At 63.1% G+C, this 19,884-nt stretch carries 20 protein-coding genes; 12 read left to right on the forward strand and 8 right to left on the reverse strand.

All coding sequences use genetic code 11. From position 1 onward, the window contains the following. Nucleotides 1-136: 136 nt before the first annotated feature. Genes LIX93_RS13340 through argH form a run of 4 tightly spaced genes read right to left on the reverse strand, consistent with a single transcriptional unit; the run spans nt 137 to nt 4,103 of the window. Nucleotides 137-970 (reverse strand): ABC transporter substrate-binding protein, encoded by an 834-nt coding sequence (locus tag LIX93_RS13340; protein WP_226504526.1) that lies wholly within the window; start codon nt 968-970, stop codon nt 137-139. 36 nt (nt 971-1,006) lie between these two features. Beyond that, nucleotides 1,007-1,771: an amino acid ABC transporter ATP-binding protein gene (locus LIX93_RS13345; protein WP_226504527.1), complete on the reverse strand. Its 765-nt coding sequence runs from the start codon at nt 1,769-1,771 to the stop codon at nt 1,007-1,009. A gap of 12 nt (nt 1,772-1,783) precedes the next feature. Continuing rightward, a complete protein-coding gene (locus tag LIX93_RS13350) occupies nt 1,784-2,659 on the reverse strand; it encodes an amino acid ABC transporter permease (RefSeq protein WP_226504528.1) in 876 nt (291 codons plus the stop codon). Nucleotides 2,660-2,675: 16 nt separating this feature from the next. Next, nucleotides 2,676-4,103 (reverse strand): argininosuccinate lyase, encoded by a 1,428-nt coding sequence (gene argH, locus LIX93_RS13355; RefSeq protein WP_226504529.1) that lies wholly within the window; start codon nt 4,101-4,103, stop codon nt 2,676-2,678. Nucleotides 4,104-4,353: 250 nt separating this feature from the next. Between argH and LIX93_RS13360 the strand changes: the two genes are divergently transcribed. Then, entirely contained in the window at nt 4,354-5,265 is a 912-nt protein-coding gene (locus LIX93_RS13360) for a LysR family transcriptional regulator (protein WP_226504530.1), read from the forward strand. A 2-nt stretch (nt 5,266-5,267) separates the two neighbouring features. On the opposite strand, the gene LIX93_RS13365 is transcribed toward LIX93_RS13360, so the two are convergent. Further along, entirely contained in the window at nt 5,268-6,230 is a 963-nt protein-coding gene (locus tag LIX93_RS13365) for a LysR family transcriptional regulator (protein ID WP_226504531.1), read from the reverse strand. 601 nt (nt 6,231-6,831) lie between these two features. On the opposite strand from LIX93_RS13365, the gene LIX93_RS13370 reads away from it, so the two are divergent. From LIX93_RS13370 to LIX93_RS13390, 5 genes are all read left to right on the forward strand, one after another. Next, nucleotides 6,832-8,079 (forward strand): OprD family porin, encoded by a 1,248-nt coding sequence (locus tag LIX93_RS13370; protein ID WP_226504532.1) that lies wholly within the window; start codon nt 6,832-6,834, stop codon nt 8,077-8,079. Between the two features lie 133 nt (nt 8,080-8,212). Then, complete coding sequence (locus tag LIX93_RS13375) at nt 8,213-9,082, forward strand: transporter substrate-binding domain-containing protein (RefSeq protein ID WP_226504533.1); 870 nt, start codon at nt 8,213-8,215, stop codon at nt 9,080-9,082. A gap of 156 nt (nt 9,083-9,238) precedes the next feature. Continuing rightward, on the forward strand, nt 9,239-10,009 hold the full coding sequence (locus LIX93_RS13380; protein ID WP_226504534.1) for a class II aldolase/adducin family protein: 771 nt from the start codon (nt 9,239-9,241) through the stop codon (nt 10,007-10,009). After that, nucleotides 10,006-10,932: a glyoxylate/hydroxypyruvate reductase A gene (locus LIX93_RS13385; protein WP_226504535.1), complete on the forward strand. Its 927-nt coding sequence runs from the start codon at nt 10,006-10,008 to the stop codon at nt 10,930-10,932. Before LIX93_RS13380 ends, LIX93_RS13385 begins: the two co-directional genes overlap by 4 nt. A 172-nt stretch (nt 10,933-11,104) precedes the next feature. Next, complete coding sequence (locus LIX93_RS13390; RefSeq protein ID WP_226504536.1) at nt 11,105-11,353, forward strand: DUF6555 family protein; 249 nt, start codon at nt 11,105-11,107, stop codon at nt 11,351-11,353. Nucleotides 11,354-11,390: 37 nt separating this feature from the next. Here LIX93_RS13390 and LIX93_RS13395 read toward each other — a convergent pair whose 3' ends face one another. Next, entirely contained in the window at nt 11,391-12,323 is a 933-nt protein-coding gene (locus tag LIX93_RS13395) for a LysR family transcriptional regulator (protein ID WP_226504537.1), read from the reverse strand. 137 nt (nt 12,324-12,460) lie between these two features. On the opposite strand from LIX93_RS13395, the gene LIX93_RS13400 reads away from it, so the two are divergent. The 6 genes from LIX93_RS13400 to LIX93_RS13425 all read left to right on the forward strand — a co-directional run bounded on the left by LIX93_RS13400 (nt 12,461) and on the right by LIX93_RS13425 (nt 18,440). Beyond that, complete coding sequence (locus LIX93_RS13400; RefSeq protein ID WP_226504538.1) at nt 12,461-13,651, forward strand: fumarylacetoacetate hydrolase family protein; 1,191 nt, start codon at nt 12,461-12,463, stop codon at nt 13,649-13,651. An 85-nt stretch (nt 13,652-13,736) separates the two neighbouring features. Then, nucleotides 13,737-15,524, forward strand: coding sequence for an IlvD/Edd family dehydratase (locus LIX93_RS13405; protein ID WP_226504539.1), 1,788 nt, complete (start codon nt 13,737-13,739; stop codon nt 15,522-15,524). Between the two features lie 209 nt (nt 15,525-15,733). Continuing rightward, nucleotides 15,734-16,636, forward strand: coding sequence for a sugar phosphate isomerase/epimerase (locus LIX93_RS13410; protein ID WP_226504540.1), 903 nt, complete (start codon nt 15,734-15,736; stop codon nt 16,634-16,636). A 201-nt stretch (nt 16,637-16,837) separates the two neighbouring features. Continuing rightward, nucleotides 16,838-17,215 carry a copper homeostasis periplasmic binding protein CopC gene (copC, locus tag LIX93_RS13415; RefSeq protein ID WP_226504541.1) on the forward strand — a complete coding sequence of 126 codons (378 nt, stop codon included), beginning with the start codon at nt 16,838-16,840 and terminating at the stop codon, nt 17,213-17,215. Nucleotides 17,216-17,218: 3 nt separating this feature from the next. Beyond that, nucleotides 17,219-18,070 carry a copper homeostasis membrane protein CopD gene (gene copD / locus LIX93_RS13420; protein WP_226504542.1) on the forward strand — a complete coding sequence of 284 codons (852 nt, stop codon included), beginning with the start codon at nt 17,219-17,221 and terminating at the stop codon, nt 18,068-18,070. Between the two features lie 112 nt (nt 18,071-18,182). Then, nucleotides 18,183-18,440 (forward strand): hypothetical protein, encoded by a 258-nt coding sequence (locus LIX93_RS13425; RefSeq protein WP_226504543.1) that lies wholly within the window; start codon nt 18,183-18,185, stop codon nt 18,438-18,440. Between the two features lie 6 nt (nt 18,441-18,446). Here the strand turns inward: LIX93_RS13425 and LIX93_RS13430 are convergent, their stop codons facing one another. After that, the gene (locus tag LIX93_RS13430) at nt 18,447-18,689 is read right to left on the reverse strand and encodes a hypothetical protein (protein WP_226504544.1); all 243 of its coding nucleotides are present in this window, start codon (nt 18,687-18,689) and stop codon (nt 18,447-18,449) included. A gap of 403 nt (nt 18,690-19,092) precedes the next feature. Then, nucleotides 19,093-19,872, reverse strand: a complete 780-nt coding sequence (locus LIX93_RS13435) for an SDR family oxidoreductase (RefSeq protein ID WP_226504545.1) — start codon at nt 19,870-19,872, stop codon at nt 19,093-19,095. Nucleotides 19,873-19,884: the final 12 nt, after the last annotated feature.

Consider the following 19,884-nt stretch of genomic DNA (forward strand, 5'->3'; position numbering starts at 1 on the left):
GGCGTGCCTGTGACGGCCTGTTCGCGGGCAAGCCTTGCTACAGGTGTACATCCCTTGCACCTGTGGCAGCGAAGCTGGCTCGCGAGAGCGGTCTGATGGACACCGCCGCTATCGCGGTTGTGTGCCAGAGCGAGCATCACCTCCCCTGGTTCAACTGCGCCTTGGCGACCGCGCCCTGCTCCAGGTTCCACTTCTTGAGAATCTTGCCGTAGCTGCCATCGGCAATCATGGCGTCAAGCGTGGCGACGATGGCCGCGCTCAAGCCCGGATTGCCCTTGGCCACGCCCAGACCGGCGAGCTGAAAGGTCAATGGTTCGCCGATCACCCGATAGGCACCCGGCTCCTGCGTCTGGATATACGGCAGGGTTTCGCTGCCCTGCACCGCCCCATCCAACCGCGCCTGCCGCAACTGCGCACGGGCGTCCGCCGAGCCTTCGGTGCCCACCACCACGATCGCCGGCTTGCCCTTGGCCTCGCAGTTGGCGGCGCTCCACTTGGCAATTTCCACCGGGAAGTTCGTGCGGCGGCTGGTGCCGACCTTCTTGCCGCACAGGTCGGTGGCGACCTTGACGTCCTTGCTGGTGTCCAGGATGTAGAACTGCGGGCCGGTCTTGAAGTAGTCGACAAAATCCACGGTCTTCTGCCGCTCGGGGGTGTCGGTCATGCCCGACAGCACGATGTCCAGCCGCTGAGTCACCAGGCCGCTGACCATTTGCTCGAAGGCGGTTTCCTGCCATTTCACCTCGATGCCCAGACGCTTGGCGATCTCCATGCCGAGATCGTAATCCACCCCGGTCAGCTGGTTGGTGCCAGGGTCCTTGAAGTCCATCGGCGGATAGTTGGGCATGATCCCGGCGGCGATAAAGCCCTTGTCCTTGATGGCGGTCGGCAGCCTGGCCGGATCAGCGGCCCAGGCGCCTGCGGCGGTGAAGACGGACAGTGCTGCGGTCAGAACGAGCATCTTTTTCATAACGGCTTCCAGAGTCAGCAAACAAAGGGATGGGAATCAGTTGAGTACCGCAGCGATGAATTCCTGGGTGCGCGGATTGCGCGGGCTCATCAGCACTTCTTCCGGCGAGCCAGTCTCGATGATCTGCCCGGCGTCCATGAACACCACGCGGCTGGCCACCTCTCGGGCGAAACCCAGCTCGTGAGTGACCACCACCATGGTCATGCCACTGGCCGCCAGGTCGCGCATCACCGACAGCACCTCGCCGACCAGCTCCGGGTCGAGGGCCGAGGTGGGCTCGTCGAACAGCATCAGCTTGGGGCGCATGGCCAGGGCGCGAGCAATCGCCACCCGTTGCTGCTGGCCGCCGGAGAGCTCGATCGGGTAACTGTGGGCCTTGGCCGTCAGCCCTACCCGCTCGAGCAGGTCCATGGCCTGCTCGCGGCATTCCTTTTGCGGGCGGCGCAACACCTGGGTCGGGCCCTCGATGATGTTTTCCAGCACCGTCATGTGGGCGAACAGGTTGAAGCGCTGAAAGACCATGCCGGTAGCCAGGCGCTGGCGGGCGATCTGGGTGTCGCTGAGCTCGATCAACTTGCGGTCCACCGAGCGATAGCCCAGCAGTTCGTCGTTGACCCACAGGCCACCCTGATCGACCTTTTCCAGCTGGTTGATGCAGCGCAGCAAGGTGCTCTTGCCCGAACCCGAGGGGCCGATGATGCACACCACCTCGCCGTAGGGGATGTCGAGATTGACGTCCTTGAGCGCCTGGAAAGCGCCGAAGAACTTGTTGACGTTGACCGCCTTGACGATATTTCGCATGTTCGTGTCCCCTTAGCTGCGCTTGCCGGCGCCGCGGCCGAAACGACGTTCCAGGCGGCTCTGGCCGAAGGTCAGCACCGTGACCACCGCCAGGTACCAGATGCCCGCGACGATCAGCAGCTCCATCACTCGGGCGTTGGCGTAGTAGATGTTCTGCGCGTTGTAGAGCAGTTCGGAGTACTGGATCACGCTCGCGAGGCTGGTCATCTTGACCATGCCGATGAATTCGTTGCTGACCGGCGGGATGATGATGCGCATCGCCTGGGGCAGGATGATCCGCCGCAGCGCCTGCAAGCGCGGCATGCCGATCGACTTGGCCGCCTCGTACTGGCCGCTGTCCACCGACAGCAACCCGGCACGCACCACTTCCGAGGTGTAGGCGCCTTGATTGATGCCCAGCCCGAGCAAGGCCGCGGCGAACGGCGTGATCACCTCGACGGTCTTGAACTCGAACAACCCGGGGATGCTCAGGGTCGGGAAGATCAACGCCAGGTTGAACCACAGCAGCAACTGCAGGATCAGCGGGGTGCCGCGGAACAGCCACACGTAACCACTGGCCACGTAGCGCAGCACTGGATTGTGCGACATGCGCATGATCGCCACCACCACCCCGAGGACCACCCCCAGCGCCATGGCCAGCACGGCCATGACGATGGTGTTGAGCAAGCCGAACATGATCGAGCGCGCCGTCAGGAACTGCTCCACGTAAGACCACTCGATATTGCCCTTGGCGAATGCCTGGGCCAGGCCCAGCAGCAATAACACGATGATCGTCGCCGAGGCATAGCGGCCGTAGTAGCGACGCTTGACGACCTTGTAGGTCGAGAGGTCGTAGTGGGCGTCTTGCGCGGTCAGCGCCGCAGCGCCAGGAACGTGAGTCTGTGGCATGGGAGTCCCCTGTCGGTCAGCCGCGCGGGCCGGAGTAATCCAGCGCCCATTGCTGCTGGGCGCCCAACTGCTGCTTGAAGCGTTCGATCTGCGCACTGACCTGGGCCGGCGCGGTGCCGTTCCAGCCGTTTCGTGCCGCGAGCGCGGCCTCCAGCGTCAGGGCCTTGCGCACGTCTTCGGTCAGGCGCGCGTCGACTTGCAGCAGCAATGCGGGGCTGGCGTCTTCCAGGCCGATACCGGCTTCTTCGCAGGCCTGTACCAGCTTGCCGGTCACTTCATGGGCCTCCTTGAACGGCACGCCGCGTCGCGACAGCCAGTCCGCCACTTCGGTGGCCAGGGTGAAACCGAGCGGGGCCTGGCGCAGCAGTTCGTCGGTGCGCACCGTCATGGTCGCGACCATTCCGGCGAACGCCGGCAGCACCAGGTGAATGGTGTCGAGGCTGTCGAGCACCGCGTGCTTGTCTTCGCTCAGGTCGCGGTTGTAGGACAGTGGCTGGGCCTTGAGCACCGAGAGGATGCCGGTCAGGGTGCCGATCAGACGGCCCGACTTGCCCCGCGCCAGCTCGGCGATATCGGGGTTCTTTTTCTGCGGCATGATCGAGCTGCCAGTGGCGTAGCCGTCGTCGAGGCTGACCCAGTTGAACTGGCGCGAGGTCCACAGGCAGAACTCTTCGGCCAGACGCGAGACGTTGACGCCAAGCATGCTCACCGCAAAGAGGAATTCGGCCACGTGATCGCGGCTGGCCACGGCGTCGATGGAGTTTTCGCACGGCCCGCTGTAGCCCATCTCGGCCGCCGAGGCGTGCAAGTCGCCAGTGATGGCGGAGCCGGCCATGGCTGCGGCGCCCAGCGGCGACAGGCTGAAGCGCCGGTCCCAGTCCTGCAGGCGCTGGATGTCGCGGTGCATGGCCTGCGCGTGGGCCATCAAGTGATGTGCGAAGACGATCGGCTGCGCCTGCTGCAAGTGGGTGAAGCCCGGCGCAATGCTGTGCACGTGCTGCTCGGCCTGGGCCACCAGCGCCTTTTGCAGTTCAAGCAGCGCCATTACCAGCACCCGTGCCTGATCGCGCAAAAACAGACGCATGTCGTTGGCCGATTGATCATTGCGCGAGCGTCCCGCGCGCAGCTTGCCGCCCAGAGTGCCAAGGCGCTCGGTGAGCAGGCGTTCGATAAAGGTGTGCACGTCTTCGTCGGCAGCGATCGGTTCGATGCGCCCGGCGGCGAAATCTTCATCGATGCCCTGCAGGGCCTGGATGATCTGGGCGGTTTCAGCCGCGTCCAGCAAACCGGCGCGCTGCAGCTCGTTAGCGTGGGCCTTGGAGCCGGCGACGTCATACGGGGTCAGGCGAAAATAGGCCTTGGGTGAGCGCGACAGGTTGGCCATGGCTTCACTGGGGCCGGTTTTGAAACGGGCGCCCCAGAGGCGGTCGGTTGGCTCGGACATGTACAGTTCTCCATTGGCACGTAGCTTGCAATTTGCCTTTGTCGCAAGCCCCTTTATGCAGGGGCTTGTTGGCCACTCTGTGAAGAGTTGCTAAAGGATCGATTAAACAGGTCGCGGTGAATCGACCGGATGAGAGGGATACTAGAAAGCCGACCGAACGGGGTAAATACATTAAATGGAAAGTCAACTTTCTCAATCCGCCAATGTACCGAAAAGAGCCAGCGATACTGCACTTTCCATGGCCACCGCCATGGACCTTAAACTATTCAAAGTGTTCAAGGCCGTGGTGGAATCCGGTGGTTTTACCGCCGCACAATCCGAACTCAATATTGGCCTGGCCGCGATCAGCAAACAGATATCCGATCTAGAGATTCGCCTGGGCATGCGTTTATGTACGCGCGGGCGCGAGAAGTTTGGTTTGACCGAACAAGGCAAAGTTATATATCAGGCCAGCCTCGACCTGTTTTCGGCGCTGGACGAGTTTCGCGGGCGTCTGGGCAATGTCCGCGGCGAGCTGCTGGGCGACCTGAATATCGCCGTCATCGACAACACCTGCTCCGACCCCAATTCGCCCTTGGTGCGCGTGCTGCAGGACTGGCAGGCCAAGGCGCCCAAGGCACGCATGCGACTGAGCGTCGCGCCCCTGGAAGAGATCGAACAAGGCATCCTCAAGGGCCAGTTCGCCGCCGGCATCGTGCCGGTGTACACCGACAAGCACGAGTTCGAGGTGCTGTCGATGTACAAGGAAACCTCGGAACTCTACTGCTCTTGCGATCACTCGTTCTTCAACTTGAGCGATGACGAGATCGACGACGCCAAACTCTCCCAAGCCGAATACATCGAGCATGTCTACGCCAATCACCAGGATAAATTCCGCCCGCTGGGCCCGCGCAACATCAGCGCCATCGCCACTCAGGTCGAGGCCGTAGCCATGCTGGTGCTGACCGGGCGCTACCTGGGCCATCTGCCCACCCACTGGGCCAAGCACTACGTCGACCGCGGGCAGATGCGCTCGGTCAAGCCCAAGCGCTTTCGCGTCACCACCCCTTTCAAGCTGCTGCACAAGCCCACCGGCCGCAGCAACCCGCTGCTGGATGTGTTCCTCGAAATCCTTCAGCAGCATCTGGCCAACAACGTCGCGATCCTCGCCAACGGCGCCTGAATTCAGACCGTGGCGTCTGCCAGGGCGGCCGTGGCTTCGCGCAGGCCTTGCAGGAACTGCGCCTCGGCGCGGCTCAGGCGCTGCTCCTTGTTCCATAGCAGATTGACGTCCACGGTGCACACCTGCTCCGGCGGCAGGGGCCACAAATGCCCGGCCGCGCGCTCGCGCTGATACAACGGATGGGGCAGGCAACCAATGCCAAAGCCCGCCAGCACCAGACGCAAGACCTCCTGACTGTTGGCCGAACAGCCCTTGATCGGCCCACGCCAGCCGTGGCGATGGCGAAATTCGGCCAAAGCGTTGAGGGTGCCGCCCAGCAGGTCGCTGGTGAACAGGATCAGCGGCTCGTCCTTGAGCATCTCGACACTCACGTCTTCGCGGCCGAACAACGGATGCTCGGGGCCGCAATAGAAGCGGTAATGTTCACGGGTCAGGCATTCCTGAGCCAGCCAGGGGTAGCTCAGCGGGGTGATCGCCAGGCCGAAGGTGGCGGTTTTCTGCTCCAGGGCGCTGAGAATTTCGTCGTTGGATTGCACCACGATTTCCACCGCCACCCCAGGAAAACGCCGGTTCAGGCTGGCCAGGCTGCGATCGTAGGCAGCGCAGCTGATGCCATCGATCGACAGCAGCCGCACCTTGCCCACAACCTGGTCACTGGAGCCCTCGATGGCGGCGTCCAGCTGGGCGAACTGCCCCTGTACGTCATTGGCGATACGCAGCGTCTCGATGCCGGCGATGGTCAATTGGAAGCGCGGGCCGCGACGCTCGATCAAGGCGGTGCCCAGTTGCTCTTCGAGCCGCTTGAGCGCCTGACTGACCGCAGGCTGTGACAGATGCAAGCGCACCGCCGCCTTGCTGATGCTCAATTCCTGGGCAATGGCCTGAAAGGTGCGCAACAGGTTCCAATCGACCCGCTCACTGGAGGAACGCAGGTTCGGTCGTACCCTTCCCAGACTTTTACTCATATCACTGCTCGTTCAAATACTGAATGTAAAAAACAATAATGCGCTACCCCTCGAGATCGACCCGAGCGTTCTATACAGCCGTTTCCAATAGCAGCACAACGCGCGCACTGAATACTGCCATAGTTTCACCTTGAAGCGTTCATGATCAATATGAATTGACGGATACTTTAAATATACCGACCAAGATATTGCCCGCCGATGGCGCATAATCTAGATTGGCGCCCCAGAATGAAGCACCCTACTCCCAATCTAATAACCTCAGGATAAAAATCAATATCCAGCGCTGACGCTGTTTATTTGGCAAACCAATATTCACTATAAGAAATGCTTTCTTGCACCTGTGCACTGGCGCTTATAACAATAGATTCAACGCCAGATAGCGCCCCTCCACAAGAGCGATTCAACGCGTCGGTAAAAGCCGTCCACCGTGTTTTCAGTGACGCAATATACGGTCGCCACCGCCCGCCTGCACGCCGCTTTCCCGCCTAAAGGCATGGCCGTCCATTGAACGGCCAGCCGCCCCCCTGTCCGCCAAAGACTGCCCACCCAACTGCACCGCGCGCCTTGCTGCGGTGACGATCGTGTTAAAGGAGCCGTTCCAATGAGTGTCAGCAAAATCAGTTTCGCCGCCCTGCTCGCTACCGCCTGCACCAGCCCCGCAACCTGGGCCAGTGATCAGTCGGATGCGACGGGTTTTATCGAAGGCACCCATCTGACCATCAAGACCCGCAACATGTACATGCAGCGCGACAACCACGCCAAGGGCGCTGCACAGAACTACGGTGAAGAATGGGCGCAGGGCTTCGTCGGCGTGCTGGAATCGGGCTTCACCCAAGGCGCCGTGGGCTTCGGCGTCGACGTGCTGGGGCAATATGCGATCAAGCTGGACACCGGCGGCGGACGCTACGGTGGCGGCACCAACCTGCTGGAAACCGACAGCAGTGGCCCCAAGGACCAGTACGCCAAGGCCGGCGGCGTGTTCAAGATGCGCGTCTCCAACACCGTGCTCAAATACGGCACGCAGATCCTCTCGATCCCCGTGCTGAGCACCTCCGACAGCCGCCTGCTGCCCGAGACCGTCGACGGTTTCTCGGCCGCCAGCAAGGACATCAAGAACCTGCGCCTGGACGCTGGCCATTTCACCGCGCTGACCAACCGCAACCAATCGTCCTACGACAGCGGCCGCATGACTTCGGTCGACTATGTGGGCGGCCAGTACAAGATCACCGAGGCGCTGTCGGGCAGCCTCTATTACGCCAAGACCGACGATTACTTTCGCAAGTACTACGTCAACGCCAACTACGTGCTGCCTCTGAGCCAATCCCAAGCGCTGAAATTCGACTTCAACGGCTACGACACCAAGAGCATTGGCCAGGCCCGCAGCGGCGACCTGGACAACCGCATCTGGAGCCTGGCAGCCGCCTACAGCATTGGCTCCCACACCTTCACCCTCGCCCACCAACGGGTATCGGGCACCGGTGACTACATCTATGGCCCGGACGGCAACGCCAACTTCTACTTTGCCAACTCGGTCCAGTATTCGGACTTCGACTACGAGAACGAAAAGTCCTGGCAGGCCCGCTACGACCTCAACATGGTCGGCTACGGCGTGCCAGGCCTGACCTTTATGACCCGCTACATCAAGGGCTACGACTTCAAGAGCGGCACCGGTGCCGACCTCGACGGCAAGGCCTGGGAGCGTGACATCGAAGCGCGTTACGTGGTGCAGAGCGGCCCGGTCAAGAACCTGTCGTTCCGAGTGCGCCAGGCGGCCTATCGCAGTTCCGATCGCGGTGGGCAGATCGACGAGATCCGCATCATCACCGAGTACCCGTTCAACATCCTGTAATCCGGAAAGGCTTTTGCATGGTGATTGACTTGCTGGTGAATCGCTGGCTGGTGAATCAATAGCACCGTGCAGACCGCCGGACACGAGCCACGGGCAATGCCTGTGGCTCCCCCTTTCGTGACTGGAGTGACCGATGTTCAAGCGCACGTTTCGTCACCTGAGTACCGCGGCCATTGGCAATGTCGCCCTGGCCGTCGCCCTGCTTTCGTGCACTGGCATGGCCAATGCCGCCGACACCCGTGAGGCCGCTATCGTCCTGCCCGCCAACATCCTGGCCGCAAAAAAAATCAAGATCGCGCTGTTCGCCGGCTTCCCGCCTATGGCCTGGAAGAAGCCGGACACCAACGAGCTGGTGGGCGTCGACGTCGAGCTCGCCCACTACCTGAGCAAGCGCCTGGGCGTGGCCGTCGAATGGCAGGAGGTGTCTTATGAATCGGCCATCAACTCGCTGGTCACCGGCCGCGTCGACATGGCCTTTAGCCTGCTGGACGCCCCGGAAGCGGCCGACCGGCTCGACTATCTGCCCTACCTGACCTCGGGCATGCAACCCTACGCGCTCGCCAGCCACGCACCGATCGCCAGCGCGCTGGATATCTGCGGCCTCAAGGTCGGCGCCAACCGGCGCAATGGCTTCGACGCGGCCATGCGCAAATGGAGCGATGCCAACTGCCTGCCCGCAGGCCTGCCTGCCGTGCAGGTACAAGCCACTGACGGCACCGCCACCGCGCGCCTGGACCTCAAGCAAGGCCGCGTCGACGTCGCCGTGCAGAGCAGCGAATCGGTGCCCACCAGCATGGCGCTGGAACAAGGCACCTACGTGACCATCGGCAAGCCGCTCAACAGCCTGCAGATCGTCGCCGCGTTCCCCAAACAGTCCAGCGCCCTGCGCGATGCGGTCAGCCAGGCACTCAAGGACGCCGTGGCCGACGGCAGCTATGCCACCGCACTGGCCAAATACGACCTCGGTAATAACAGCGCCGCAAACGCTATCCTGGCCCATTGATAGGCCAGCGGATCAAGCACAACCTGACGTGAAGACCGCGCCTGCCGATGAGCGAAGACACGCATGGACGCCCGACCGACCTTCAAACTGCACTGCCACGCTCAACTGCCCACACCTGCTCGATACCTGAGCAGCCACAAGAGGAATGCCCCCACCATGAACACCCTGCCCAACGCTTTGCTGACCAGCATGCCGGAACCTGAGCGAACCGCGCGCTGCGAACTGGCCGCCCTGTACCGGCTGCTGGCGCACTTTCGCATGACCGACCTGATCGACACCCATATTTCCCTGCGCCTGGAGGACGGCTCCGGGCATTTCCTGATCAACCGCTACGGCGTGCTGTTCGAGCACATTAAGGCCAGCGATCTGGTGCGCATCGATGGCGACGGCAACGTGGTTGATCGCTATTTCCCCAATCACCGGGTCAACCGCGCGGGCTTCGTCATCCACTCGGCCATCCACGCCGCGCGCGCGGATCTGCATTGCGTGATCCACACCCACACCGCCGCCGGCATAGCCGTGTCGGCCCAGGCCAAGGGCTTGCTGCCGATCAGTCAGCACGCGTTGAAGTTCTACAACCGCTTGGGCTATCACCGCTACGAAGGCATCGCCCTGCGCCTGGACGAGCGTGAACAACTGGTGCGCGACCTCGGCCCGCACAGCGCCATGATCCTCTGCAACCACGGCCTGCTGGCTGCGGGGCCGAGCGCGGCGGCAGCCTTCCAGACTATCTTCATCCTCGAACGCGCCTGCCAGGCTCAGATCCAGGCACTGGCGGGCAACAGTGAGTTGATCCTGCCGGATGCCGAAACCTGCGAGTTCACTGCCCAGCAGTATGAGGGCGATGACGAAAGTGGCTTGATCGAACTCGGCTGGCAGGCCGCGCTGACCCTGATCGAACCGCAACGCCAGGACTACTGCGCATGAGCCCGATCGTGTTGATCGATATGGGCAACGACATCACCCAGGCGCAGCGGATCATGGCGCAGCGCCGGCCCGAGTTGCAGTTCTGCCGCCCCGGCGATCCCGAAGCCCAGCACGCCGAAGTGGCCATCTGCTGGACGCCACCACCCGGGAGCCTGGGCGCCTTGCCCATGCTCAAGCTGGTGCATTCGGTGGGAGCCGGGGCCGATCCGATCATCCGTGAACCCAGCCGCCCGGCCACCTTGGCCGTGTGCCGGATCGTCGATCCGGGGCACTGCCAGGGCATGCTTGAATACGTGCTCTGGGGCGTGCTGCATTACCACCGGCAGTTCGACCAGATCCTTGCCAATCACCAGCGCCAACACTGGCAGCGGCTGGCGCAAAAGCCGGCGCAGCAGACTCGCGTCGGCGTCATGGGCCTCGGCCAACTGGGCAAGGCGGCGGCGGTGCAGCTGGCCCGCCTGGGCTTCCATACGCGTGGCTGGGCCCGTAGCGCGCAGCAGATCGACGGCGTGCAGACCTTCGCCGGCTCGCAACTGCCGGCCTTCCTCGAGGGCCTGGATATCCTCGTGTGCCTGTTGCCCCTGACCGAGCACACGCGCGGCATTCTGTGCGCCGAGACGTTCGCCCAACTGGCGCCCGGCGCCGTGGTGATCAACTGCGGCCGCGGCGCGCACCTGCGCAGCGCCGACTTGCAGCACGCCTTGGCCAGCGGTCAGCTGCGCGCGGCCTTGCTCGACGTATTCGAAACAGAGCCCTTGGCGCCCGACCACAGCCTGTGGCAGACACCCGGCGTCACCGTGACCCCGCACATTGCCTCCAGTGCTTCGTTCGAGGTGATCGCCGAGCAGATCCTGGCCAACATCGACCGTCTGGAGGCCGGCTTGCCATTGCTCAATACCGTCGACAGTCAGCTGGGCTACTGAGTGCCGATGCGCTGATTTGCCCCGGCAAAAGGCCGCGCCAGACCCTTGACGGACCGTAGATATTCAGGTCAATCAGGGCCTTAGCAGCCGCTCGTCGCCTTTGATAATTTTTTGACTGAATTTTGCGCTTTGCCCCGAATCATTTAATCATCGCCACCGGGGAGCCCCAGACATGCCAAACGCAAAACTCTACGTCATCGATTACAACCTGCATGGCGAGCACAAGTCATTCATCCTGCGTGCCGACAAGATGGACAACGCCGAAGCCTGGCATTGGGCGAGCTGCGACGCTGGCATTGGACGCATCGGCCGCTTTGGCCGCAGCGAGGTGAAAAAGACCAGCAAGCCCATGGCCGAGAAGTACGGCATTACCGATGTGGTCTGGCGCGCGTCGGAGATGGCACCGATGATGCCGGACTGAGCTCGGGAGGGAGATCTCGACCCTGTTCACTGGCCTCTCAACGCTGAGCATTATCGATCAATATCTGCGCAAACTCCTGCGCTGGCCCCACCAGCGCCTCGCCCTTGCGGGTGAGGATGCCGTAATCCTGTGGCGCCAGCCGTAGCGGCGTCTCCAGCACCTTGAGCAAGCCACTGTCGATATGCGGCCCGACCATCGAGTCGGGCAGCATGGCGATCATCGGCCCGCTCTGCAACACCTGCAGAAAGGTCTGCATCGAGATCGTATCGATGGTGTTCTTCGGCGTGGCGATGCCGGCACGGGCGAAGGCAGCGTCCATGCGCGCCCGGATCGGCACCCCCACCGGATAGAGAATCCACGGCCACTTGCCCAGCTCCGCCAAGGGCGTCGGCCCCGACTCGCACAGCGGATGGCGGCTGTTGACGACGATGCTGAAGGGCTCCGGGCCCAGCGCGGTGAAGTCGTAACGATGCTGCTGACGCTCATCGGTGTAGCGCGCCACGGCCAGGTCCAGGGTGCGGGCGTCGAGCATCTCCATCAGATGATCGCTGGTCTGCTCCACCACCTCGATCGACAGCAATGGCCAGCGCTCTTTGATGGTGACGATGGCACCGGGCAACGACACCGCGGTGGCGGCAAAAATACCGCCGACCTTGAGATAACCATGACCGCCCTCGCGCAGGCTGCTGATCTGTTCGACGAAACCGCGGGCGTCGTTGAGCGCGATATGGGCATAGCGCACTACGTATTCACCGAGGGCAGTCGGCGGCATGCTGCGTGGCAGGCGCTCGAACACGGCAAAGCCGAGCAGGCTTTCGATCTCTTTGAGCATTTTGCTGATGGCCGGCTGGCTGAGGTTCATCTGCTCGGCAGCGGCATGCATGTTGCGGGTGCGGCCCAGGGTATCGATGAGCACCAGATGGCGAAATTTGAGCCAGTTGCAGAAGTTCGAAAAGGACAGGTCCGACATGGGGAAGCCTTTGTTGTGGGGGGTGACGGGCGCAGGTTGGCAATAACCCGGCGTTATCAATGACTGAAGATATGTCATTGGAGTTTATCGGTCACCCCCTCTAGCGTGAAGGCTTTACACAATAAGGAAGGCCTGCGATGACGATCACCCTCACTGCCCAGAATACCCTGCCCGCCGACGGCCTGGCCGGCACCTTGATCGGTCGCGCCTGGGTGCCGGGCCAGGTCGCAGGGCCTTCGCCAGTGGTGCTGCGCGCCGATGGGGTGTTCGATCTGTCCGAGCGCTACAGCACGTTGAGCCAATTGCTCGAGGCCGAGGTGCCGTTGCAAGCGGTGCGTGGCATTGCGGGCAAACGCCTGGGCAGCGTCGAGGAGCTGCTCGCCAATAGCGGCCCCCATGCCGACCCGAGCAAGGCATTCTTGCTCGCTCCGGTGGACCTGCAGGTGATCAAGGCGGCCGGGGTGACCTTTGCTGCCAGCATGATCGAGCGCGTGATCGAGGAACAAGCCAAGGGCAATCCAGCCAAGGCCGAGAGCGTGCGCGCCACCGTGCAGCAGGCCATCGGCGAAAACTTGCGCAGTATCAAGCCAGGCTCCGAACAGGCGGCCAGGCTCAAGGCGGTGCTGATCGAACAAGGGCTGTGGTCGCAGTACCTGGAGGTGGGCATCGGCCCCGATGCCGAGATCTTCACCAAGGCGCCGGTGCTGGCGGCGATCGGCAGTGGCGGCGAGATCGGTATTCATCCCAAATCGGAGTGGAACAACCCCGAACCCGAGGTGGTGCTGGCGGTCAACAGCCGCGGACAGATCGTGGGGGCGACCCTGGGCAACGACGTCAATCTGCGCGACTTCGAGGGCCGCAGTGCGCTGCTGCTGAGCAAGGCCAAGGACAACAACGCCTCGTGCGCCATCGGCCCGTTCATCCGCCTGTTCGATGAACACTTCAGCCTCGACGACGTGCGCCGCTGCGTAGTCGGTCTTGAGGTGCGTGGCGAAGACGGTTACGTGCTGCAGGGCTCCAGCTCCATGGATCAGATCAGCCGTGATCCCGAAGATCTCGCCGGCCAGGCGCTTAATGCCAACCACCAGTATCCGGACGGCTTCGTGCTGTTCCTCGGGACGCTGTTCGCGCCCACCGAGGACCGCGACCATGCCGGCGGCGGCTTCACCCACAAGCTGGGCGACCAAGTGAGCATCAGCTCGCCGCTGCTGGGCACCCTGCGCAATCAGGTCACCCATAGCAGCGACGCCGCGCCCTGGACCTTCGGCGTCGGCGCGCTGCTGCGCAATCTGGCCGGGCGCGGGTTGCTGTCACCCGACTCACACTGACCGCGCGTAACATTGACCAACCTGCAACCGATCGCGAGGGGGCTTGCCCCCGACTGCACTCCCATAACTACAAGAGCACACCGCCATGAGCGATACCCGCCCCCGTCCCCTGCGCAGCCAGCAGTGGTTCGACGACCCCGAACACGCCGACATGACCGCGCTCTACGTCGAGCGCTACATGAACTACGGCCTGACCCGCGACGAGCTGCAATCCGGCCGGCCGATCATCGGCATCGCCCAGACCGGCAGTGACCTGACCCCCTGCAATCGTCATCACATCGAACTGGCCCAGCGCGTCAAGGCCGGCATTCGCGACGCGGGCGGCATCCCCATGGAGTTCCCGGTCCACCCGATCGCCGAACAGAGCCGCCGCCCGACCGCCGCGCTGGATCGCAACCTGGCTTACCTGGGGCTGGTGGAAATCCTCCATGGCTACCCGCTCGATGGCGTGGTGCTGACCACCGGTTGCGACAAGACCACCCCCGCCTGCCTGATGGCGGCGGCGACCACCGACCTCCCCGCCATCGTGCTCTCCGGCGGGCCGATGCTCGATGGCTGGCACAAGGGCCAGTTGATCGGCTCCGGCACCGTGCTGTGGCACGCCCGCAACCTGATGGCCGCCGGCGAGATCAACTACGAAGGCTTCATGGAAATGACCACCGCCGCCTCGCCGTCGGTGGGCCACTGCAACACCATGGGCACGGCGCTGTCGATGAACGCTCTGGCCGAAGCCCTGGGCATGTCGCTGCCGGGCTGCGCGAGCATCCCGGCGCCCTATCGCGAGCGCGGGCAGATGGCCTATGCCACCGGCAAGCGCATCTGCGACCTGGTGCGCGAGGACATCCGGCCGTCGCAGATCATGACCCGCCCGGCGTTCGAGAACGCCATCAAGGTGGCGTCTGCACTCGGCGCCTCCAGCAACTGCCCGCCGCACCTGATCGCGATCGCCCGGCACATGGGCGTCGAGCTGAGTCTGGCGGATTGGCAAGCGCTGGGCGAAGACGTCCCCCTGCTGGTCAACTGCATGCCGGCCGGCAAGTACCTGGGCGAGAGTTTTCACCGCGCCGGTGGCGTACCGGCGGTGATGCACGAGCTGCGCAAGGCCGGCCAGCTGCATGAAGACTGCGCCACGGTCAGCGGCAAGACCATCGGCCAGATCGTCAGCGCTACCGCCAGCAGCGATGCCGATGTGATCCAGCCATACGACAATCCGCTCAAGCACCGCGCCGGCTTCATTGTGCTGAGCGGCAACTTTTTCGATAGCGCGATCATGAAGATGTCTGTGGTCGGCGAAGCGTTTCGCAAGACGTATCTTTCGGAGCCGGGCGCGGAGAACAGCTTCGAAGCCCGCGCCATCGTCTTCGAAGGGCCCGAGGACTATCACGCGCGCATCAACGATCCGTCGCTGGACATCGACGAGCGCTGCATTCTGGTGATTCGCGGCGCCGGTACCGTGGGCTATCCGGGCAGCGCCGAGGTGGTCAACATGGCGCCGCCGGCAGCCTTGATCAAACAAGGCATCGACTCGCTGCCGTGCCTGGGCGATGGTCGCCAGAGCGGTACGTCGGCCAGCCCGTCGATCCTCAACATGTCCCCCGAAGCGGCCGTGGGCGGCGGCCTGGCGCTGCTGAAAACCAATGACCGGCTGCGCGTCGACCTCAACAACCGCAGCGTCAACCTGCTGGTGGACGAGGCCGAGATGGCCGAGCGCCGCGCCGCCTGGGCGCCCAGCTATCCGGCTTCACAGACGCCCTGGCAGGAGTTGTATCGCCAATTGGTGGGCCAGCTGTCGACCGGCGGCTGCCTGGAGCCGGCGACGCTGCACCTGCGCGTGATCGCCCGTACCGGCGGCGAGCCGCGCCATTCCCACTAAGCGCTTCGCCGCCGGGCGGGCGCGCCTGCTCCCAGATTTACCTGTGTAAACCTTTGGGAGCGGGCGTGCGCGCCCGGGGGCGCCAGGGTCCAGGAGGCGACAAGGGCTTTTTGACGTGTTTACTTCAACCCCCTTGTTGCTGCCGCGCTTGCATCTGCCTAGCATCTAATCCGAGCGTTCATAACAATAAAGAGCTTCGGAGAACAACAATGAAGATCGCCCTCGACCCCTACATGCACCGCCACCTGAGCTTGCCCGAGCTGTGCCGGAAAACGGCCGAAATGGGTTTCGAATACCTGGAGATGTCGCCGCGCGATGATTTTCTGCCCTGGTGGGTGCATCCGCGCGCCCACAAGGAGCGCATCGGCGAATTCAACAAGGCCCTGCGTGATCATGGCCTGCAGTTGGCGTCGATCCTGCCGATGTACCGCTGGGCCAGCCCCCATGAAGACGAACGACGCACCGCCGTCGAACACTGGAAACAGGCCATCCAGATCGCCGTGGACATGGGCTGCACCACCATGAACTCGGAATTCGGTCGCGGCCCGTCGCCCGATCGTGGCCATACCGTGAGTTGCTGCGGCGGCATGCACAGCCACGAATCCAGTGAAGCGGCCTGGTGGCGCTCGATGGAAGAGTTGGTGCCGATTCTGGAACACGAAGGCGTCACCCTGAACGTCGAACCGCACCCTGAAGACTGGTGCGAAACCTTGAACCCGGCGCTGGACATCATCAAGACCATCGGCTCGGACAACGTCAAGTTCCTGTATTGCGCACCGCACACCTATTACTTCGGCGACGACATGGCGAAGATGATCGCCGAGGCGGGCTCGATGATCGCCCATGTGCACATCGCCGACACCTACAACCACAAGGCGTCCTCGGGGCTGCGCTATATCGTCAATCCACCGGGGGCGAAGGTCACGGTGCACCAGCACATGGACATGCATCAGGGCGAGATCGACTGGGACGTGTTTTTCGGCGCGCTGGCCAAGACCGGCTTCGACGGTATCGTCACGGCGTGCGTGTTCGGCTGGGAAGAGCGCGCGGATGAGTCGGGCAAATTCATGCGCCAGGAAATCCAGAAGTACGTGGACAAGTATTTTCGTTGATTGCTGGCGGCCTTTAGGGCCGCTTCGCGGGCCAGCCCTGCTCCCACGTTCCAGCGTCGTACACCTGTGGGAGCGAGGCTGGCCCGCGAAGCGGCGCGCTCGGATGATGTCACTGCCCTGCACCTGAACAATATTTAAGCTTTATCCCCCCCGTTGGTTATGGTTTATTGGCAGCCTTTTCCCCCTGCCAAGGATTTGCCCATGCCTGCCTCCCGCCTGAAACTGCTGTTCGCCGGTACCTCTGTGCTGCTCGGCTGCCTGCTGTCGCCATTGGCCTTTGCCCACGCCCACCTGAAAACCCAGACGCCGGCCGCCGATGCCACGGTTGCCGCGCCCACCGAGCTGCGCCTGAGTTTTTCCGAAGGTGTCGAGCCGAGCTTCAGCCAGGTCACCGTGACCGGTGCAGATGGCAAAAGTGTCGCGGTCAAGGCACTGAACACCGCCACCGGCGATAACAAGACCCTGATCGTGACCCCCGCCGCACCGCTGGCGGCCGGCAAATACAAGGTGCAGTGGCAGGTGCTGTCGGTGGACACCCACAAGAGCAACGGCGACTACAGCTTCACGGTTGGCCAGTAATTCATGAGCGTTCTGGTCCTGCTGCGGTTCGTGCACTTTTCGGCGGTGCTGGTGTTGTTCGGGGTCAGCGTGTTTCGGCCATTGCTGGTCGGCTCACCGGCCCTGCTGGCCAACCTGCGCCGGCGCATGGACCCGTTTTTGTGCATCATCGCGCTGCTGGCGTTTCTCAGCGCGGTCGGCTGGCTGCTCGCGGCGGCCGCCGACATGGCGGGTTCATGGCCGGTGGGCGTCAAGGCCGAGACGCTGCGCAAGGTGCTGTTCGAGACCTTCTTCGGCAAGGTCTGGGCCGTGCACGTGGTGTTGTGCCTGGTGCAACTGGTCTACTGGCGTATTCCCGGCGGGCGGTCGGCGCGCATTCCACTGGTGCTGGCCAGCCTCGTGCTGCTGACCCTGGCACCGGTCGGGCATGGCGCGATGTTCAACGGTATCGCTGGCGTGTTGTTGATCGCCAACCAGGCCCTGCACCTGGCGTGCACCGGTGCCTGGCTGGGGGCGCTGACCTTGCTCGCATGGGTCCAGAACCGCCCGCAGGACCACGACCTGCGCGCCCTGCTGGCACGCTTCAGTGGCTATGGGCTGTGGCTGGTGGCAGGCATCATCGCCTCCGGGATCATCAACGTGCGGGCCATGACCGGTACCTTCTTGCCTGGGGCGTCAGGCTTTGCCTGGGTGCTGGGCATCAAACTGGTATTGGTGCTGGGGATGCTGATCCTGGCCAATTACAACCGCCGCTGCAGCGCGACAGCCAGCCTGGAACGCCTGCGCGCCAGTGTTTCGGCGGAATGGCTGCTGGGCTTCGGTGCGTTGGCGGCGGTATCGCTGCTGGGTACCCTGGCTCCTGTGCCGCTCAACTGAGTCGGTCATGTCGGCAGTTCGTCCGGCGCCGCATGCAAATCCGCAGCGGCGCAGTGATCGGCCGGGTATACTGCCGCGCTCAATTACCACTGTGTACGTTTCGGAGTCGTTTATGCCTGCCAAGCCCCCTACTGTCGCCGCCGCACCAGACACCGGCATCGAGGCTGACATCGACGCCGCTGCGGTCGCACCCGAAACCGCCTCCGCTCAAGACAGCAAAGCTGCCGTTCCGGCCTTCCGCTTTCCTTTCAACGCAGGCGCATTGACCAAGCCGGGCCCGGCCAACTATCCGGGCGCTGGCAAATCCAACCACGACAAGACGCCGGGCCGCGCCCCTAACGGCACGCGCCGCTCGATGGGCAAGCGCTGACAGCGATCAAGGCGTCACCGGGACATTGGTGGTAACCAGGTGCGGCTGCGGCGCGCTATTGCGGATCACTTCACTGACCAGTTGCTGCGGGCCCCGGTGGCAACGGTATTTGACGCCGCGCCGCGCCGGCATGGCATTGACCGTCTCCATGCATTCGGCCTCCGAGGCATACGCCACGCGCTTGCGCTCATCGACACACCCTTCCGTACCGCTGCACAGTGTCATCACTACGAAAAAGACTGTCATCATTGCCGAGATCTCCTTGCTTGCCGGGCGGTGACCCACAGTCGTCCGTGCTCGGGGCATGGCTGCCACAAACGGTCTGAAAGGCTGCGGAAATAGCCAATGGGGAAGCGCCTGGCGGCTGCCAAAACGGGGATTTGCCCATCGATTGAGGCGGATTCTGCGCTTGGATATCAGGGCGAACAATGGCCCAAGGCCGCCACCCGTCGGAATAACGTCATATAGCTAACGAAATTTTCACGTTATTTTTAACTTGTTGATTTATATGGATTTTATAAGTGACGATAACTTGGCGCGCTAATTCCGAGTGATTTTCGTTACACCGCTATATTGGCGCCAATAACTCCCACACTGGCGGTAAACCCCCGGTCTAGAAGGGTTTATCGCAGTTTCCGGCATCTTGGTGACGTCAGCCGCGGCCGGCAAAAGGCATATTAGTGGCCATCACCGTCATATTCAGCACGTTGGCCGACAGCGGCAGCGATGCCATGTAACGCACGGCTTCGGCCACATCCTTCACGTCGCACATCGGCTCCACCGCTGTAGTGCCATTGGCCTGCAGCACGCCCTTGGTCATGCGCGCCGACAGTTCGGTCAGGGCATTGCCGATGTCGATCTGGCCTGCGGCGATATTGAATGCTCGTCCATCCAGCGCCAGGGTCTTGGTCAGGCCCAGCACGGCGTGCTTGCTGGCGGTATAGGGAGCGCTGAACGGCCGCGGGGTGTGGGCCGAGATCGAGCCGTTGTTGATGATCCGCCCGCCCTGAGGCTGTTGCCGACGCATGAGTGCGAAGGCGCCACGGCTGCACAGGTACACGCCGGTCACGTTGGTGTTGATGACGTTGAGCCAGTCCTCGACGGGCAGCTCGTCGATAGGCACGGCCTTGGCGCCGATGCCGGCATTGTTGAAGATCACATCGAGGCGGCCATAGACCTCTTCCACGGTGGTGAACAGGGCGTCGACACTGGCCTGGTCGCGCACGTCGGTAGAAATGGCCAGGGCTTCGCGCCCTTGCGCGCGAAGCTCTTGCGCCAGGGCTTCCAGCGGCTCGATGCGACGCCCGGCCAGTGCCAGTCGATAGCCATCGGCGGCGAGCTCCAGGGCTACGGCGCGGCCGATGCCACTGCCGGCGCCGGTCACCAGCGCGATCTTGCCGTGGGCGGGAGTGGTCGGGTTGTTATCGGACATTGTCATGACTCC

The sequence above is a fragment of the Pseudomonas sp. MWU16-30317 genome (genome assembly GCF_020515695.1).
Lineage (GTDB): Bacteria > Pseudomonadota > Gammaproteobacteria > Pseudomonadales > Pseudomonadaceae > Aquipseudomonas.

Excerpts from the sequence above, each read along its gene's own strand:
- LIX93_RS13340 (WP_226504526.1), bottom strand. The coding sequence starts at position 970 with ATGAAAAAGATGCTCGTTCTGACCGCAGCACTGTCCGTCTTCACCGCC.
- LIX93_RS13345 (WP_226504527.1), bottom strand. The coding sequence starts at position 1,771 with ATGCGAAATATCGTCAAGGCGGTCAACGTCAACAAGTTCTTCGGCGCT.
- LIX93_RS13350 (WP_226504528.1), bottom strand. The coding sequence starts at position 2,659 with ATGCCACAGACTCACGTTCCTGGCGCTGCGGCGCTGACCGCGCAAGAC.
- argH (WP_226504529.1), bottom strand. The coding sequence starts at position 4,103 with ATGTCCGAGCCAACCGACCGCCTCTGGGGCGCCCGTTTCAAAACCGGC.
- LIX93_RS13360 (WP_226504530.1), top strand. The coding sequence starts at position 4,354 with ATGGACCTTAAACTATTCAAAGTGTTCAAGGCCGTGGTGGAATCCGGT.
- LIX93_RS13365 (WP_226504531.1), bottom strand. The coding sequence starts at position 6,230 with ATGAGTAAAAGTCTGGGAAGGGTACGACCGAACCTGCGTTCCTCCAGT.
- LIX93_RS13370 (WP_226504532.1), top strand. The coding sequence starts at position 6,832 with ATGAGTGTCAGCAAAATCAGTTTCGCCGCCCTGCTCGCTACCGCCTGC.
- LIX93_RS13375 (WP_226504533.1), top strand. The coding sequence starts at position 8,213 with ATGTTCAAGCGCACGTTTCGTCACCTGAGTACCGCGGCCATTGGCAAT.
- LIX93_RS13380 (WP_226504534.1), top strand. The coding sequence starts at position 9,239 with ATGAACACCCTGCCCAACGCTTTGCTGACCAGCATGCCGGAACCTGAG.
- LIX93_RS13385 (WP_226504535.1), top strand. The coding sequence starts at position 10,006 with ATGAGCCCGATCGTGTTGATCGATATGGGCAACGACATCACCCAGGCG.
- LIX93_RS13390 (WP_226504536.1), top strand. The coding sequence starts at position 11,105 with ATGCCAAACGCAAAACTCTACGTCATCGATTACAACCTGCATGGCGAG.
- LIX93_RS13395 (WP_226504537.1), bottom strand. The coding sequence starts at position 12,323 with ATGTCGGACCTGTCCTTTTCGAACTTCTGCAACTGGCTCAAATTTCGC.
- LIX93_RS13400 (WP_226504538.1), top strand. The coding sequence starts at position 12,461 with ATGACGATCACCCTCACTGCCCAGAATACCCTGCCCGCCGACGGCCTG.
- LIX93_RS13405 (WP_226504539.1), top strand. The coding sequence starts at position 13,737 with ATGAGCGATACCCGCCCCCGTCCCCTGCGCAGCCAGCAGTGGTTCGAC.
- LIX93_RS13410 (WP_226504540.1), top strand. The coding sequence starts at position 15,734 with ATGAAGATCGCCCTCGACCCCTACATGCACCGCCACCTGAGCTTGCCC.
- copC (WP_226504541.1), top strand. The coding sequence starts at position 16,838 with ATGCCTGCCTCCCGCCTGAAACTGCTGTTCGCCGGTACCTCTGTGCTG.
- copD (WP_226504542.1), top strand. The coding sequence starts at position 17,219 with ATGAGCGTTCTGGTCCTGCTGCGGTTCGTGCACTTTTCGGCGGTGCTG.
- LIX93_RS13425 (WP_226504543.1), top strand. The coding sequence starts at position 18,183 with ATGCCTGCCAAGCCCCCTACTGTCGCCGCCGCACCAGACACCGGCATC.
- LIX93_RS13430 (WP_226504544.1), bottom strand. The coding sequence starts at position 18,689 with ATGATGACAGTCTTTTTCGTAGTGATGACACTGTGCAGCGGTACGGAA.
- LIX93_RS13435 (WP_226504545.1), bottom strand. The coding sequence starts at position 19,872 with ATGTCCGATAACAACCCGACCACTCCCGCCCACGGCAAGATCGCGCTG.